The 15,314-nt window shown below is 71.7% G+C and carries 11 protein-coding genes and 2 tRNA genes; 1 reads left to right on the top strand and 12 read right to left on the bottom strand.

The window, feature by feature from the left end:
- Positions 1-42 precede the first annotated feature (42 nt).
- The 8 genes from RLT59_RS26730 to RLT59_RS26695 all read right to left on the bottom strand — a co-directional run bounded on the left by RLT59_RS26730 (position 43) and on the right by RLT59_RS26695 (position 11,072).
- A complete protein-coding gene (locus RLT59_RS26730; RefSeq protein WP_311305743.1) occupies positions 43-2,583 on the bottom strand; it encodes a ComEC/Rec2 family competence protein in 2,541 nt (846 codons plus the stop codon).
- Positions 2,580-3,410: a ComEA family DNA-binding protein gene (locus RLT59_RS26725; protein ID WP_311305742.1), complete on the bottom strand. Its 831-nt coding sequence runs from the start codon at positions 3,408-3,410 to the stop codon at positions 2,580-2,582. The genes RLT59_RS26730 and RLT59_RS26725 overlap by 4 nt, the downstream gene beginning before the upstream one ends.
- Before the next feature lie 513 nt (positions 3,411-3,923).
- On the bottom strand, positions 3,924-4,769 hold the full coding sequence (locus RLT59_RS26720; protein ID WP_311305741.1) for a DegV family protein: 846 nt from the start codon (positions 4,767-4,769) through the stop codon (positions 3,924-3,926).
- Between the two features lie 171 nt (positions 4,770-4,940).
- Positions 4,941-5,657 (bottom strand): hypothetical protein, encoded by a 717-nt coding sequence (locus RLT59_RS26715; RefSeq protein WP_311305740.1) that lies wholly within the window; start codon positions 5,655-5,657, stop codon positions 4,941-4,943.
- 147 nt (positions 5,658-5,804) lie between these two features.
- Positions 5,805-8,678 carry a leucine--tRNA ligase gene (leuS, locus tag RLT59_RS26710; protein WP_311305739.1) on the bottom strand — a complete coding sequence of 958 codons (2,874 nt, stop codon included), beginning with the start codon at positions 8,676-8,678 and terminating at the stop codon, positions 5,805-5,807.
- Positions 8,679-8,982: 304 nt separating this feature from the next.
- Positions 8,983-9,055, bottom strand: a tRNA-Ala gene (locus RLT59_RS26705).
- 111 nt (positions 9,056-9,166) lie between these two features.
- Positions 9,167-9,400, bottom strand: a complete 234-nt coding sequence (locus tag RLT59_RS26700; protein WP_024494568.1) for a hypothetical protein — start codon at positions 9,398-9,400, stop codon at positions 9,167-9,169.
- A 178-nt stretch (positions 9,401-9,578) separates the two neighbouring features.
- Positions 9,579-11,072: an MFS transporter gene (locus RLT59_RS26695; RefSeq protein ID WP_399126150.1), complete on the bottom strand. Its 1,494-nt coding sequence runs from the start codon at positions 11,070-11,072 to the stop codon at positions 9,579-9,581.
- Positions 11,073-11,166: 94 nt separating this feature from the next.
- On the opposite strand from RLT59_RS26695, the gene RLT59_RS26690 reads away from it, so the two are divergent.
- Positions 11,167-12,078, top strand: a complete 912-nt coding sequence (locus RLT59_RS26690; protein ID WP_399126148.1) for a helix-turn-helix transcriptional regulator — start codon at positions 11,167-11,169, stop codon at positions 12,076-12,078.
- 20 nt (positions 12,079-12,098) lie between these two features.
- Here RLT59_RS26690 and RLT59_RS26685 read toward each other — a convergent pair.
- The 4 genes from RLT59_RS26685 to RLT59_RS26670 form a co-directional block, all read right to left on the bottom strand.
- Positions 12,099-12,171 (bottom strand) — tRNA-Ala (locus tag RLT59_RS26685).
- Between the two features lie 128 nt (positions 12,172-12,299).
- The gene (locus RLT59_RS26680) at positions 12,300-12,953 is read right to left on the bottom strand and encodes a histidine phosphatase family protein (RefSeq protein WP_311307868.1); all 654 of its coding nucleotides are present in this window, start codon (positions 12,951-12,953) and stop codon (positions 12,300-12,302) included.
- Positions 12,950-13,381 carry a ribosome silencing factor gene (gene rsfS / locus RLT59_RS26675; protein WP_311305738.1) on the bottom strand — a complete coding sequence of 144 codons (432 nt, stop codon included), beginning with the start codon at positions 13,379-13,381 and terminating at the stop codon, positions 12,950-12,952. The genes RLT59_RS26680 and rsfS overlap by 4 nt, the downstream gene beginning before the upstream one ends.
- A gap of 174 nt (positions 13,382-13,555) precedes the next feature.
- Positions 13,556-15,304, bottom strand: coding sequence for an LCP family protein (locus RLT59_RS26670; RefSeq protein WP_311305737.1), 1,749 nt, complete (start codon positions 15,302-15,304; stop codon positions 13,556-13,558).
- Positions 15,305-15,314: the final 10 nt, after the last annotated feature.

The following is a 15,314-nucleotide window of genomic DNA, read 5'->3' as shown; positions in this document are numbered from 1 at the left end:
TGCTCCGGCGCCCGGCAGAAGGTGGCTGGACCGAGGGTCGGGTCATGACCGGCCCACCGCCCGCAGCCCCGGCCCGGCGCCCGTCACCGCGATCGCACCGTCCCTGTCGGTGCGGAGCACGACCGCTCCCCCGGCCCTGAGCGTCTCGACCGTACCGGCGGCCGGATGCCCATACGGATTGTCCCGGCCCACACTGACCAGGGCGAACCTCGGACGCACGGCCCGGAGCAGGGCGGCGTCCTGGTACGCCGAGCCGTGGTGGGCGACCTTGAGCACATCCACCCGAGGGGGAGCCGGGTAGCTGCGCAACAGCCGCTGCTGGGCCGGTGGTTCGAGGTCACCGGGGAGCAGCAGCGTGAGCCCACCGGCCCGGACGAACAGGGCGACACTGGCATCGTTCGGCCCCTGCGGCAGGGGCCCCGCCACCCGACCCCCCGGCCCCGCCTGACCCGCCGGCCCGGCCTGACCCGCCGGCCCCCCGGCCGCACCGCCCACCGGCCACAGCACCTGCCAGTCGAGCGCGCCGATCCGGCGGCGCTCACCGGGAACGGCGCGCACCACGGAGACCCGGGCCGCCGCTGCCGTTCTCGTCACGAACGCGGCCTGCTCCGGCGGTTCGTCCAGGCTCGTCGTCTGGATCGCGCCCACCGCTCTGCCCCGCAGCACACCGGGCAGACCCCGGACGTGGTCCGCGTGAAAATGGGTCAGCAGCAACAACGGGACGCGGGTGACCCCCAGGTCACGCAGGCACCGGTCCGCGAGCCGGGGATCCGGTCCGGTGTCGACGACCACACCCGAGCCGGGCCCCGCCGCGAGCACCAGGGCATCGCCCTGACCCACGTCGCACATCGCGAACGCCCAGCCGGGCGGCGGCCATCCGGTCAGCGCCCGGGTCAGCGGCACCGGGCGCACCACCGCGAGCACCAGGAGCAGCGCCGCGGCGCAGCACACCCAGGGATGCCGTCCGACGCGCCGGGCGCACAGCACCACCAGCCCCGTCAGCACGGCCAGCAGCAGCGCGCCCGCCCTCCCGTCAGGCCAGTCGATCTCCGCCCCGGGCAGCGCCGCACCGGTCCGGGCCACCGAGGCGATCCATCCGGCCGGCCACCCCGCCACCCGGGCGAGCAGCTCGGCCACCGGCATGGCCACCGGAGCCAGTCCCAGCGCGGCGAACCCGAGCACCGTGGCGGGCGCCACCGCGAACTCGGCCAGCAGGTTGCACGGGATCGCGACCAGACTCACCCGGGAGGCGAGCAGCACCACGACGGGCGAGCACACCGCCTGCGCCGCCGCCGCGGCAGCCAGCGCCTCTGCCAACCGGGGCGGCACCCGGCGCCGTTGCAGCGCGCCGCTCCACCGCGGGGCGATGGTCAGGAGCGCGCCGGTGGCCAGGACCGACAGGACGAATCCGTAACCGCGCGCCAGCCAGGGGTCGTAGAGCACCAGCAGCAGAACGGCGGCGGCCAGCGCGGGGATCAGGGTCCTGCGCCGCCCGGTGCCGATGGCGAGCAGCGTGATCAGGCCGCAGGCCGCGGCCCGCAGCACACTGGGTTCGGGCCGGCAGACGAGGACGAACGCGAGCGTCAGTCCGCCGCCGAGCAGGGCGGTCATCCGCAACGAGATCCCCAGCAAGGGTGCCAGTCCACGGCGTTCGGCCCGCAGGGCGCCGCCGGGCGGTCCGATGAGCAGGACCAGCAGGATCGCCAGGTTGGCACCCGAGACAGCCATCAGATGGGTGAGGTCGGTCGCCCTGAACGCCTCGTGCAGTTCCGGCGTGACCCGGGTGGTGTCACCGACGACCAGTCCGGGCAGGAGCGCCCGCGCATCGGGGCGGAGTCCCTCGGTGGCGGTGCGCAGCCCGGCTCGCAGGCTGCCTGCCGTGCGCTGGACGAGCGTGGGCGGGCCGGTGACGCGGGGCGGGCCCTTGCCGTCGGGGCGGAGAACCGCGACGGTCCGCTCCCCGCCGTGCAGCGGTGGCGCCAGCCGGCCGCTGATCCGTAACCGGGTGGAGGGCAGCAGCCGCTGCCACCGCTCCGCCGCACCGCCGGGTGTGACGATGACCAGCACCGGCGTGCGCAGCCGGGCCACCGTGCCGCCGGGCCCCGTCCGCAGCCGGGTGATCTCGGCGTCCAGGAGCAGGGCGGCGGGGGTGCTGTGGTCACCGCGTACCCGGGGGAAGGTCTGGCGGGCATCGGAGGTGAGGGTGATCTCCGCCTCGATCCTCGCGAATTGCCGGGCCAGCGCGGGTACCGGCCCCTGTCGCGCGTCTGCGCTGTGCAACCCGGCCGAGGCCGCCCCTGCGGCCGCACAGAGGAGCACCGCCGCAGCAGTCGTCGCGTGCGGCCGCCACCGCCTGTCGCTCATGCGCCGGGATCCGGCCACGGCCAGGAGGACCATCGCCGCTCCGAGGCAGAGCACCACCCCTGCCGCCGCCCACCGGCCCGGAGCTCCCACCGTCAGCGCGGCCGAGGCCCAGACCGCCAGCGCCGGAGCGACCAGTCGCAGATCGGCCGGGCCCTCCTGCCTGGGATCGGCGTCCCCGAGCCGCCGGCCCGACGCCGTGTGGACGTCCACGGCGCTCATGGCCGCACCAGGGGCTGGAGGTCGGCGAACCTGCGGTCACCGATCCCCGTGACCTCGTGGAGTTCGTCGACGGACCGGAAACCGCCGTGCTGGGTGCGGTAGTCGACGATGTGCTGGGCGAGGACGGGCCCCACTCCGGGCAGGGTTTCGAGCTGATCGGTGGTCGCGCCACTGAGGCTCACCGGTCCGGTGGCGGGCCCCGTGGCCGTCGGACCCGCACCGCCGCCACCCACACCACCCGCAGCACCCGTGCCGGGCGGTGCGCCCACCAGGATCTGTTCCCCGTCCACGAGCACCCGGGCCCGGTTGAGGCCGTCGAGATCCACGCCGGGCCGGACCCCACCCGCCGCCTCAAGCGCGTCGGCGACCCGGGCGCCGGACGGCAGCCGGTGAATCCCGGGCCGCCGCACCTTCCCGCTCACATCCACCACGATCCGCCCGCCGGTGCCCCCGGTCCCCCCGGCGGCGGGTGGTGGCCCGGGGGACGGCTCGGGCGCGCCCGCCCCGCCGGACGCCGGGTCCACCTCGGCGCGCGGCACAGCGGTGTGCCCGGCCTCGCTGACGGAATCCGGGGCACGTACGCCTTCGGGGCGCGCGGACCAGAAATGCGTCCCGGCGAAGACGGCCGCCGCCACCAGGACAACGGCGAGCGCGGCAAGGGCCTTTGGCTCCAGACCGCATCTGAGCTGCACCCACATCGGCAGCCGGTCCCGCAGCGCGGGAACCGACCGCGCCCACCACCCCTCCCGTTCCGCCCTGGGCGCCGGCCCGGCCGGCGGCTCCCGGGTCGCCGCTTCCCCCACTTCCGCTTCCGCAGCGGAAGCCACGGAAGCCACGTCCACTGCGGAAGCCGTGTACGCCACGCCCACCGCATCCACCGCCGCGCCCGGACCCGGCCCAGGACCCGGCCCCGGGTCCGCGCCCGCCGCATGCCGGGCCACTCGCCGCTCGTACCCGCCCGCCATGAGCGCGTCCGCACGGGAGCGCGAGGCCACAGCGGCGGCGGCGCGGTCCGGTGTGCGCCGCCGGCCGGGCCCGTAGCCCGCCCCGCTCCGGGCCGCACGCCCGTCCGAGCCGGGAGCGCGGCCGGGCCCGCTGCCAGGTCCGCCGGCCCTGCCGAAGGGGCCAGTCCTGCCGAAGGGGCCAGTCCTGCCGAAGGAGCCAGTCCTGCCGAAGGAGCCGGTACGGCGGAGTCCGCCGCCGGGTCCGCTGTTTGCACGATGTGATCGGGAAGCCATGCCTCACGACGTTAGGCACTTCCGCCGGAACCCGCAGAGTCCACCCAATTACGGTGGAAAACTCTCCCGTTGTGGATAACTCCACCACTCCGGGCGGTGACATCAGCGCGGCGAGATCACAGCTCCCAGCAGCCCCGGGCCGGTGTGCGCGCCGATCACCGCGCCCACCTCGCTGACGTGGAGATCGACCAGCCCGGGAACGCGCTCGGCCAGCCGCTCGGCCAGCCGCTCGGCCCGTTCCGGCGCCGCCAGGTGATGCACCGCGATGTCCACCCGCCCACTGCCCGCCCGCTCGGCGAGGATCTCCTCCAGCCGGGCGATGGCCTTCGAGGCCGTTCGCACCTTCTCCAGCAGTTCGATGCGTCCGCCGTCCAACTGGAGCAGCGGCTTCACGGCGAGGGCCGAGCCGAGCAGTGCCTGTGCGGCACCGATCCTGCCACCGCGGCGCAGATAGTCCAGGGTGTCGACGTAGAAGTACGCGGACGTGCCCGCCGCACGCTTCTCGGCGGCCGCCACCGCATCGTCCAGGGTGCCGCCCCCGTCCGCGGCCTCCGCCGCCGCCAGGGCACAGAAGCCGAGGGCCATGGCCACCATCCCGGTGTCCACCACCCGCACCGGAACCGGCGCGTCCTTCGCCGCGAGCACGGCGGCGTCGTACGTGCCGGAGAACTCCCCGGACAGGTGCAGCGAGACGACGCCGCTCGCACCGGCCTCGGCTGCCGCACGGTAGGTGGCGGCGAACACCTCGGGGCTGGGCCGGGACGTCGTCACCGGGCGGCGCTTCTGGAGTGCCAGCGCGAGGGAGCGGGCCGAGATCTCGGTGCCCTCCTGGAGCGCCTGGTCACCGAGGACGACGGTCAGCGGCACCGCGGTGATGCCATGCCGTTCCATCGCCTCGGGCGGCAGGTAGGCCGTTGAATCGGTGACGATCGCGACATGGCGGGACATGAGCGGGAGGTTACCTTCCGGCGTGGTGGCTCGGCAGTCCGACCCTGCCCGAATGATCAGTTCCGGTCGCTTCGAGCCGCATCCTGCCATGCCCGGTACCGTTCGGCGCGCCGGTCAGCCCGGTGTCCCCGGCACCGCGCCCGGGTGCCGCCGCACGGGACGTCCGTTGCTTCAGTTCGTGGTCTCGGGCCGCGCCGTCTTCTGCCACGGATACGTGGTCTGCTGTCTCGGGTCCGCAGCCGTGATGGCCTCCGCGATCCCAGCGTCTCCCGGCCGCCCGTTGCCCTGCCCATGGGCGTTCCCAGGGGCTCCGGCCCGCTCCTGCCCTCCCGGAACCGGCTCCTCCGTCGTCCAGTGCCGCAGCGCACCGGCCTCCACGTCGATCTGCTCGTTCAGCGTGGCCAGGTCGTCGTCGGCGAACTGGCGGGCCCGGTCGCGCGCGGCCCAGCGCAGCGAGTCCGCGGAGCGCGTGATCTCACCGGTGCGCTTCTTGAGGCCGGGCAGCAACGAGGCCACCGTCTTCTTGTCGGGCTCCCGCTCCAGCCTCTTCAGCTCGTCGTCCAGCTCACGGCCGTGCACACTCAGCCGCTGGAAGAGACCCAGCGACTCGGACAGCGAGGCGTCCTCGGTCACGCCCGTCTGGAGGGCCTCCTGGGTGGCCCGCATCGAGGTGCGCAGCGAGAGACGCAGTTGTGCCAGCTCTCCGACGACGCCCACCTGTCCGTAGCTCTTCGCCCGCAGCGTGGTGTCCTCCACGGCGCGGCGTGCCTGCGTGATCGTGCGGTCCACCCCGCGGCTGGCCGCCCGGATGATCTTGACGCTCACATAGATGCCCAGGGCCACGAACGCGACGACGAGCAGCCCCAGGATCAGGATCACGGCTTCCATGAGCGCCCCTCGGATGGTGTGACGGCTGCCGACACGTGTGCACCGGCCCCTCCACCGTAAACGGAACGGGCAGGCGGAGGGTTCCATCGGAACCCCCAACCTGCCCGTAGGGGAAAGCCCTCACACCGTCACAAGGACGGCCGGCGGCTACGCGGGAACGATGTTCACCAGCTTCGGCGCCCGGACGATCACCTTGCGGATGCCCGCCCCGCCCAGCGCGGCGACGACGGCCGGGTCGGCCAGTGCCAGGGTCTCCAGCTCCGCGTCCGTGATCGACGGGGAGATCTCCAGGCGCGCCTTGACCTTGCCCTTGATCTGCACCACGCAGGTGACGGTCTCGTCGATGACGTACGCCGGGTCGGCCACCGGGAAGTCCTGGTGCACGACCGAGTCGGTGTGGCCCAGCCTGCGCCACAGCTCCTCGGCGATGTGCGGTGCCAGCGGCGCCACCAGCAGCACCAGCGGCTCCGCGACGGAGCGCGGCAGCGGGCCGCCCGCCTTGGTCAGGTGGTTGTTCAGCTCGGTGACCTTGGCGATGGCCGTGTTGAAGCGCATCCCGGCCATGTCCCCGCCGACACCGTCGATCGCCTTGTGCAAGGCGCGCAGCGTGTCCTCGCCGGGCTCGCCGTCGACGACGGTGACCTCACCGCTCTCCTCGTCCACGATGTTGCGCCACAGCCGCTGCAGCAGCCGGTACTGGCCGACGACCGCACGCGTGTCCCAGGGGCGCGAGACGTCCAGCGGGCCCATGGCCATCTCGTACAGGCGCAGGGTGTCCGCGCCGTACTCGCCGCAGATCTCGTCGGGCGTCACGGCGTTCTTCAGGGACTTGCCCATCTTGCCCAGAACGCGGGAGACCTTCTCGCCCTGGTAGTAGTACGCCCCGTCGCGCTCCTCGACCTCGGCCGCCGGGACCGCGATGCCGCGGCTGTCCCGGTAGACGAACGCCTGGATCATGCCCTGGTTGTACAGCTTGTGGAACGGCTCGGCGGAGGAGATGTGTCCCAGGTCGTGCAGCACCTTGGACCAGAAGCGCGCGTACAGCAGGTGCAGTACGGCGTGCTCCGCGCCGCCCACGTACAGGTCGACACCGCCGGTCGGCTGCCCCTCGCGCGGGCCCATCCAGTACTGCTCGATCGCCGGGTCGACCAGCTTGTCGCTGTTGTTCGGGTCCAGGTAGCGCAGCTCGTACCAGCAGGAACCGGCCCAGTTGGGCATGGTGTTGGTCTCGCGGCGGTACTTCTTCGGTCCGGCGCCGTCGCCCAGGTCCAGCGTGACGTTGACCCAGTCGGCGTTGCGGGACAGCGGGGTCTCGGGCTGGGTGTCTGCGTCGTCCGGGTCGAAGGTGCGCGGCGAGTAGTCGTCGACCTCCGGCAGCTCCAGGGGCAGCATCGACTCGGGCAGCGGATGGGCGATGCCGTCCTCGTCGTACACGATCGGGAAGGGCTCGCCCCAGTAACGCTGGCGGCTGAACAGCCAGTCGCGCAGCCGGAAGTTGACGGTGCCCTCACCGACGCCGTGCTCCTCCAGCCACTCGGTGATCCGGATCTTGGCATCGACGACGCCCAGTCCGTCGAGCGAGATCTCGTCGTTCGCGGAGTTGACCAGCTTCGCGTCGTACGAGCCGAAGGCGTCCTCCCACGTGGAGGCGTCCGTGCCTCGGTCGTCCGAGGGCTCGACGACGCAGCGCATCGGCAGCTCGAAGGCGCGCGCGAAGGCGAAGTCGCGCGCGTCGTGCGCCGGTACGGCCATGATCGCGCCGGTGCCGTAGCCCATCAGCACGTAGTCGGCGATGAAGACGGGGACCTGCTGCCCGCTGACCGGGTTGGTCGCGTAAGCGCCGGTGAAGACGCCGGTCTTGTCCTTGGCCTCGGCCTGCCGCTCCACGTCGGACTTGGCGGCGGCCTGCTTGCGGTACGCGGTGACGGCCTCGGCCGGGGAGGCGTGCCCGCCGGTCCAGACCGGGTGGGTGCCCTCGGGCCAGGCGGCCGGAATGATCCGCTCGACCAGCTCGTGCTCGGGCGCCAGCACCATGTAGGTGGCACCGAACAGGGTGTCCTGGCGGGTGGTGAAGACGGTGATGCTGCCTGCGCCGTCGACCGGGAAGTCGACGCGCGCACCCTCGGAGCGGCCGATCCAGTTGCGCTGCTGCAGCTTGATGGCCTCGGGCCAGTCCAGCCCGTCCAGGTCGTTCAGCAGCCGGTCGGCGTAGGCGGTGATGCGCATGTTCCACTGGCGCAGCTTGGCCTTGAAGACGGGGAAGTTGCCGCGCTCGGAGCGGCCGTCGGCGGTGACCTCCTCGTTGGCCAGCACGGTGCCCAGGCCAGGGGACCAGTTGACGGGCGCGTCGGAGGCGTAGGCCAGGCGGTGGCCGCTCAGCACGTCGGCACGCTCGGCCGCGCTCAGCGCGCTCCAGTCGCGGCCGTCCGGGGTGGGGCGCTCACCGCTCTCGAACTGGGCGACCAGCTCGGCGATCGGCCGGGCGCGGTCGGCCTCCGCGTCGTACCAGGAGTTGAAGATCTGCAGGAAGATCCACTGGGTCCACTTGTAGTACTCGGACTCGATCGTGGCGAACGAGCGGCGCTTGTCGTGGCCCAGGCCCAGCCGGCGCAGCTGCGCCGTCATGTTCTCGATATTGGATTCGGTGGACAGCCGCGGGTGCGTGCCGGTCTGTACGGCGTACTGCTCCGCGGGCAGGCCGAAGGCGTCGAAGCCCAGGGTGTGCAGGACGTTGTGGCCGGTCATCCGCTGGTGGCGGGCGAAGACATCGGTGGCGATGTAGCCCAGCGGGTGGCCCACGTGCAGGCCCGCACCCGAGGGGTACGGGAACATGTCCATGATGAATTTCTTCGGCTTGGCGGCCAGCTCCGGATTGTCCGCCAGGTCGCCGGACGGGTTGGGTGCCTCGTACGTGCCCTCGGCGTCCCAGAAGTCCTGCCAGCGTGCCTCGATGTCGGCGGCCATCGCTGCCGTGTAGCGGTGCGGCGCAGCAGCGTCGGCTGCGGAATTCGTCTCGCTCATGATCCTCAAAGCTCCATCGATCGTCATCTGCCGGCGCCCACGTCTACGGACACGCGTCTACGGAAACGAAAAATCCCCTCGCACAGGAGGGGACGCCGCGCCGATGCCGACCAGGCATTCTCACCGGTCGGGAGTGATCAGCGCGGCTCGCTAAGCAGAAGGCGTACGGCACGCATGGCGTCAGGGTACCGCAATGGCCCGGCCGCGGTGGGCCGGGGCCCACTCCCCGGCGTGACCCAGCACATACGAACAGCGGGCCATCCGAATCTTCCGAATCGGACGGCCCGCTGCTCGATCTTCACTGTGGAGCTAAGGAGAATTGAACTCCTGACCTCCTGCATGCCATGCAGGCGCTCTACCAACTGAGCTATAGCCCCGTGCCGCGCCGCCCAGTCTCCCCTGGCGACATCGAGAACATTACCGGTCACCCCGGCCGTCCACCAAATCGATTCCGGTCCGCCCGGTTCCGGCTCGTCGGCGGGGCCCGGTCAGGCGGTGGCGAAGGAGTAGAAGCGCTTGAGCGTGCAGTGCTCCTCCAGCAGACGGCCGTAGATCGGCTCGCCCTCCAGCTCCCGGTAGGTCTCGATGGGGTCGCCCTTTATGACCAGTGCCCGCGCGCACTCCTCGCACCAGTACTGGTAGTCCGGGTTGACCGGATCCATGTCCCTGACGATGGGCGTACCGCTGCCGCACCAGTCGCACTTCCGCCTGTGGGCACCCATGGGTCAGCTCCGGACCGTGGGGGGCGAACCGCCGGCGGGACGGCCGGCGCGTACGCGGGCCTCGGGAACAGGGGGCAGGTCCGGGACCTCGTGGCGACTCGCAGACATCGCGCACTCCCTCCCGTTCGGTCCGTCGCCCCCTCCGGCGGTCCGATTCTGCCATGACCCCGCAAGGGGGTCAGCCCTGCCGGGAACCCGTCGCCCGCCGACGCCGTACGAGACCAGCGAGCACACCCGCGACGGCGGCCGCCGACAGTGCGAGAGCACATACCCACAGCGCCTCTCCCGAACCCCTCGCCCCCGGCGTATGAAGGCGGTTGAGGTAGAGCGTGCCGAACCCCGCGACTCCGATCAGCTGGCCGAGCTGGGTGACGGTGACGAGCACGCCGCTCGCATCGGCGGCGTCCTCCGGCCGTACGTTCGCCAGGGCACCCGTAAGAGTGGGACTGAAGCCCAGCGCCAGGCCCGCGCCGAAGACGACGAAGGCCGCATACAGCCCCGCACCACCGTCGCCGCCGTCGCGTAGCAAGACGCCGAGCAGCACCGAAGCGACGGCCACGAGCACGAATCCGGCCGGGGCCAGGACCCCCTGGAGCCGGGCCGGCCAGCGCCTCCAGGTCAGTCCGACCGCACCGAAGGTCACCGCCGTCGGCACGAACATCAGTCCGCTGCGCAGCGCCGAATACCCCAGACCCCCCTGGACGTGCAGCGTCATCACAAAGAGGAAGCCCGCGTTGACGCCCATCACCAACAGGACGCGCAGCGCCGCCCGCGCGATGCCGGGGATACGGAGCACCTTGGGTGCGATGAGCGGGGCGCCGCCGCGTGCGGCCAGCCGCGTCTCGTACGCCGCGAACCCGGCGAAGAACACCGTGGAGGCGAGCAGGCAGCTCCAGGTCCAGGCGGGCCAGCCGAGCTCCTGCCCGAGCACCAGCGGGACGGTCAACAGCACGACGGCGGAGGCGAGCATCAGCAGCCCCGCCAGGTCGAGTCCACGGGCCCGAGCCGCACGCCGGGCCCGCCCGGCACGCGGCTCGACCGGCAGCACCCGGACGCCGAGCACCAGCAGAGCCAGCCCGATCGGCACATTGACCAGGAAGACCGGCCGCCAGCCCAGGCCGAACAGATCGGCGCTGACCAGCAGTCCGCCCACCACCTGTCCGGCGGCGGCTCCGGTGGCCAGCACCGCCGCGTAGGCGCCCAGCGCGCGCACCCGGGCCTCGCCGCCGAAGTGCTGCTGGATCAGGCTGAGCACCTGCGGGATCATCACCGCCGCGCCGACCCCCTGGATCACCCTGAAGGTGATCAACTGGCCCGTCCCGGCGGCGAGTCCGCAGGCGAGCGAGGCGGCGGTGAACACGGCGAGCCCCGCCAGGTGGGCGCGGCCGTGCCCGAAGAGGCTGCCGAGCCGGGCACCGGTGATGAGCAGGACGGCGTAGGAGATGGTGTACCCGGCCACCACGAGCTGCAACCCGGCCCCTGAAGCGCCGAGTTCGGTGCGGATCGTCGGGGCGGCGACGTTGACGATGAAGATGTCGAGCAGCGCCATGAACTGGGCCGCCAGCACCAGGGCGAGCAGTCGCCCTGGGCGGCTGTCAGTGGCGGGGTCTTTACTGGGCAGGGAACGTGGAGTTGTCTCGGAGGTCGTGTCCGTGGTCGCGGTCGTGGTCATGCCCTCAAGGCTGGTCCCAGTCGCATACGGGTAACGAGAGCCCGCTGATGCTGGTACTGGCAGCACCTGGCAACACCCGGCGGGAACACCGACGATGGGCAGGAACACCGACGACGGGGGTGTGACGACGGTGACGGCACAACATTGGGCAGTACAGGAACGACACGGCCGGCGGCCCGAGCTCGCCGAATTCCTGCGCAGCCGCCGGGCCAGGGTGACCCCGGCCGACGTGGGCATGGCCCCGGGTTTCCGGCGCCGCACCCCGGGCCTGCGCCGCGAGGAGGTCGCCCAGCTCTCCGGCGTCGGCGTCACCTGGTACACCTGGCTGGAGCAGGGCCGCCCGATCAACGCCTCCGCGCAGGTCCTGGACGCGGTGGCGCGCACCCTCCGGCTCGACGCGCCGGAGCGCGAGCACCTCTACCACCTGGCGGAGGTCGCGTGCATACCGGGCAGGCAGGGCGACACGATAGAGGTCGGCCAGGAGGTCCAGGGCATCATCGACGCGCTCGACCCGCACCCGGCGGTCGTCTACAACACGCGGTACGACGTGCTGGCCACCAACCCCGCCTACCGGGATCTCTTCGGCGTACCCGAAATGATGGACACCGGGATCCGCAACGTGCTGTGGGCGCTGTTCACCGTGCCCGCGAAGGACTGCCCGATCGTCCACCGCACCCAGGAACTGCCGCTCATGGTGGCGACCCTGCGGAGCGGCTACGGACGCCATACGGGCGAGCCCGCCTGGGAGACGTTCGTCGCGGACCTCTCGGCGGCGAGCCCGTACTTCGCGGAGCTGTGGCGCAGCGGGGACGTCGCCCCGCCCGGCCCCCGGGTGAAGACCTTCCGGCACCACGCGGCGTCCGCCGAGATACGGATGACGTCGGTGTCGCTCTCCGTCAACGGGCTGCCGGAGTGCCGGATCGTCGCCTACACCCCGGCCGACCGGGAGAGCGAACGGCAGATGACGATGTTGCGTGGCCGCCAACAAGAAGATCCCGCCCCCTGACGGGGACGGGATCTTGATTGTGGAGCTAAGGAGAATTGAACTCCTGACCTCCTGCATGCCATGCAGGCGCTCTACCAACTGAGCTATAGCCCCGCTGTCCGCTGTGTTTCCCTGCGTTTCCGCGCTGCGAACAAGAAGAACTTTAGCCTGTGACCAGCCGGAAAGTGAAATCCGGCCGATGCCGCCCGAAGGAGGCGTCCGGGCGCCGCGTGGGCGCCCGGTCAGTCGTCGTCGCCGAGCACCGGCTCGGGCAGCGTGCCCGCGTTGTGCTCCAGCAGACGCCAGCCGCGCGCGCCCTCGCCCAGCACCGACCAACAGCAGTTGGTCAGCCCGCCGAGCCCTTCCCAGTGGTGCGACTCCAGGCCCAGCAGCCGGCCGATGGTGGTCCGGATGGTGCCACCGTGGCTGACGACGACGAGCGTGCCGTCGTCCGGCAGTTTGTCGGCGTGCGCGAGCACCACGGGAGCGGCCCGGTCGGCGACCTCGGTCTCCAGCTCACCGCCGCCGCGCCGCACCGGCTCACCGCGCTTCCAGGCCGCGTACTGCTCGCCGAACCGCCCCACGATCTCCTCGTGGGTGAGGCCCTGCCACGCGCCCGCGTAGGTCTCACGCAGACCGGGGTCGTGCGCGATACCGAGGCCGGTGATCGCGGCGAGCTCGGCAGCCGTGGCCGCCGCCCTGCGCAGATCGGAGGCGACGATCGCGTCCGGCTTCAGCGAGGCGAGCAGCCGGGCGGCCCGACGGGCCTGCCCGACGCCCGTCTCGGTCAGCTCGATGTCCGTGGAGCCCTGGAACTTGCGCTCCAGGTTCCACGCCGTCTGGCCGTGCCGCCAGAGGACGATCCTGCGGCCCCTGCCGCTTCCGCTGCCGTTCAGCTCTGGTCACCTTCCGTGCCGCCGGTGAGCTGTGCGTGCTCCTCGGCCTTGCCGCGGGTCTTCACGGCGTCCTCGGGCAGAGCGATCTCGGGGCAGTCCTTCCAGAGGCGCTCCAGCGCGTAGAAGACGCGCTCCTCGCTGTGCTGGACGTGGATGACGATGTCGACGTAGTCGAGGAGGATCCAGCGGGCGTCGCGGTCACCCTCGCGGCGGACCGGCTTGGCGCCCAGCTTCTTCTGGAGCTGCTCCTCGATCTCGTCGACGATCGACTTGACCTGGCGGTCGTTGGGGGCCGAGGCCAGCAGGAAGGCGTCCGTGATCGACAGCACATCGCTGACGTCGTACGCAATGATGTCGTGCGCGAGCCGGTCGGCGGCCGCCTGAGCGGCGGCGTTGATGAGCTCGATGGAGCGGTCCGTGGCGGTCACAAGCAGGCTTTCGTCGGCGGGCAGATCAACCTCTAGGGTCTCACGGACCGCCGACAGCCCACGCAGCCATTTTTCCGGAGATCATCCGGGCGCCGTGGCGGCGGTCCCGGAACCACCGCGTGGCGGTTCCGGGACCGGTGCCGAAGGCGCCCGGCCGGGCTGGGACCAGGTCGGCTAGTCGACCTTGTAGTCCTGTCCGAGGACCACGGACACGTCCGCGTTCCCGGTCGGCTTGCCCTGCTTCACCGCGCTCGCCGGCAGATCGAGGGTCTTGGCGACCTGGGCCGCCTTCTCCTTGGCCGCGGCGTCCTTGTAGACGACCTCGGAGGAGGCCTCGGCGCCGGACTTTCCGCCGTTGACGAAGACGTAGCCACCGTTGACCAGCTTGATCCGGGCGGACTCCGTGCCGCGGTCGCTGCCGGTCGCGTTCTTGATCGCGACCCGGACCGCCGCGTCCGCCGACGGCGCCTTGACCGTGCCGCCCAGGATGTCCTTGACCACGCTGTCCGTGGCCGAGTCGGTGAGGCCGCCGTCCTCCTGGACCGGCAGCAGCGCCGTCTTGTAGTCGCCGACCTTGGCGTGCTCCGCGAGCTTGGCCAGGGAGGCGCCGAGGTCCTTCTCGGGAAGTGAGGGGTCGAGGATCTGGGCCAGTGTCTGCACGGTGACGGTGGCGGCCTTCGGATCGTCCGAGATCTTCCGCAGCACTCCGCGCATGACCTGCCCGAACCGCATCAGCTGCTTGGCCTCTGCCTCGTCGGGGCCCCGGTAGGTGGCGTACGCGACGGCCATCGGGCCGCTGAGCGTCTGCGCCTTGCCCTTCTTCACCAGGGGCGAGGCCCCCTTCTTGGCGTCGGGTACATCGGTGTCGGTGTCGACGTCGATGTTCCCGACCAGGTCGACGAGGTTCTCCAGATACGGGGTGTCGAGCCGCCAGGTGCCGCTGATCTCGGTGCCGAGCAGCGTGTCGATGGACTCACGGGTGCCGGTGGTGCCGTCGTCCTCGACCGACTTGCCGAGCGTGCTCGTGTTGCCGTCCTCGTCGGAGAGGGCGAGGGAGTTGGGGAGCAGGACCGTGGCTCCCTGTTTGGTGGTGACGTTGTCGACGAGCAGCGCCGTGGACGTGCCGCCGCCCTTGGTGTTGTGGAGATGGACCACGATGACGTCGCGCCGCTGCGGGCCGGTCGTCGCCGTGTCCTCCTTCTCCGATCCGGAGAAACCGGGCAGCTTGTCCTCAGCCCACAGGTAGCCGACGCCGCCGATCACGACGAGGGCCACCACGACTATCAGCGCGACCATCCGGTTGTGGCCGCGCCGCCGCGCTTCCTCCCGGCGCTCGCTGCGGCTCTCGGTGAACTTGAGCCAGTCGATGACGTCTTCGGAGTCCTCGTCGGGCTCCTCGATGAAGGAGAACTGCTCGGTGCGGTAGTCGCGGTCGCCGCGGCGCTGCCCCGGAACGGCCGCCTCCGGCTCCGGGTCCGGTGCCGGGTCGGGTTCCCGGGGCGGTGGGACAGGAGTGGCGGCGGGGGCGGGCGGCGCGCTCTGCTGCGGGACGCTCCACTGGGTGGTGTCGACCGCGGCCGGCTGCTGCCCGGTGTCATAGCCGTAGCCGTCGTACCCGTACCCCTGCTGGGGGTGGGACTGCTGGGCGGCGTACGGGTCGTACTGCTGCTGCGGCGGGCCCGGCTGCTGAGCCTGCTGTTGCTGTTGCTGCTGGGCATACGGGTCGTAGCCGTAGCCCTGATCCGTCCGGGGCGCCTGCGGGGGCTGTTGAGCCTGCTGTTGCTGCTGGCCGTACGGGTCGTACTGCTGCTGGTCGGGCTGCTGCTGTACGGGCTGCTGATACACCGGCTGCCCGTACTCGTCGTAGCCGACGATCTGCGGCTGCTGGTAGTACGGGTCGTACGGGTTCTGTCGGTCGTTCACCGGTGCCCCT

The sequence above is a fragment of the Streptomyces sp. ITFR-6 genome, assembly GCF_031844725.1.
In the GTDB taxonomy this organism is placed as follows: domain Bacteria; phylum Actinomycetota; class Actinomycetes; order Streptomycetales; family Streptomycetaceae; genus Streptomyces.
The sequence above is the reverse complement of the archived record's forward strand: the minus strand, read 5'-3'. Positions and strand labels throughout refer to the sequence as shown.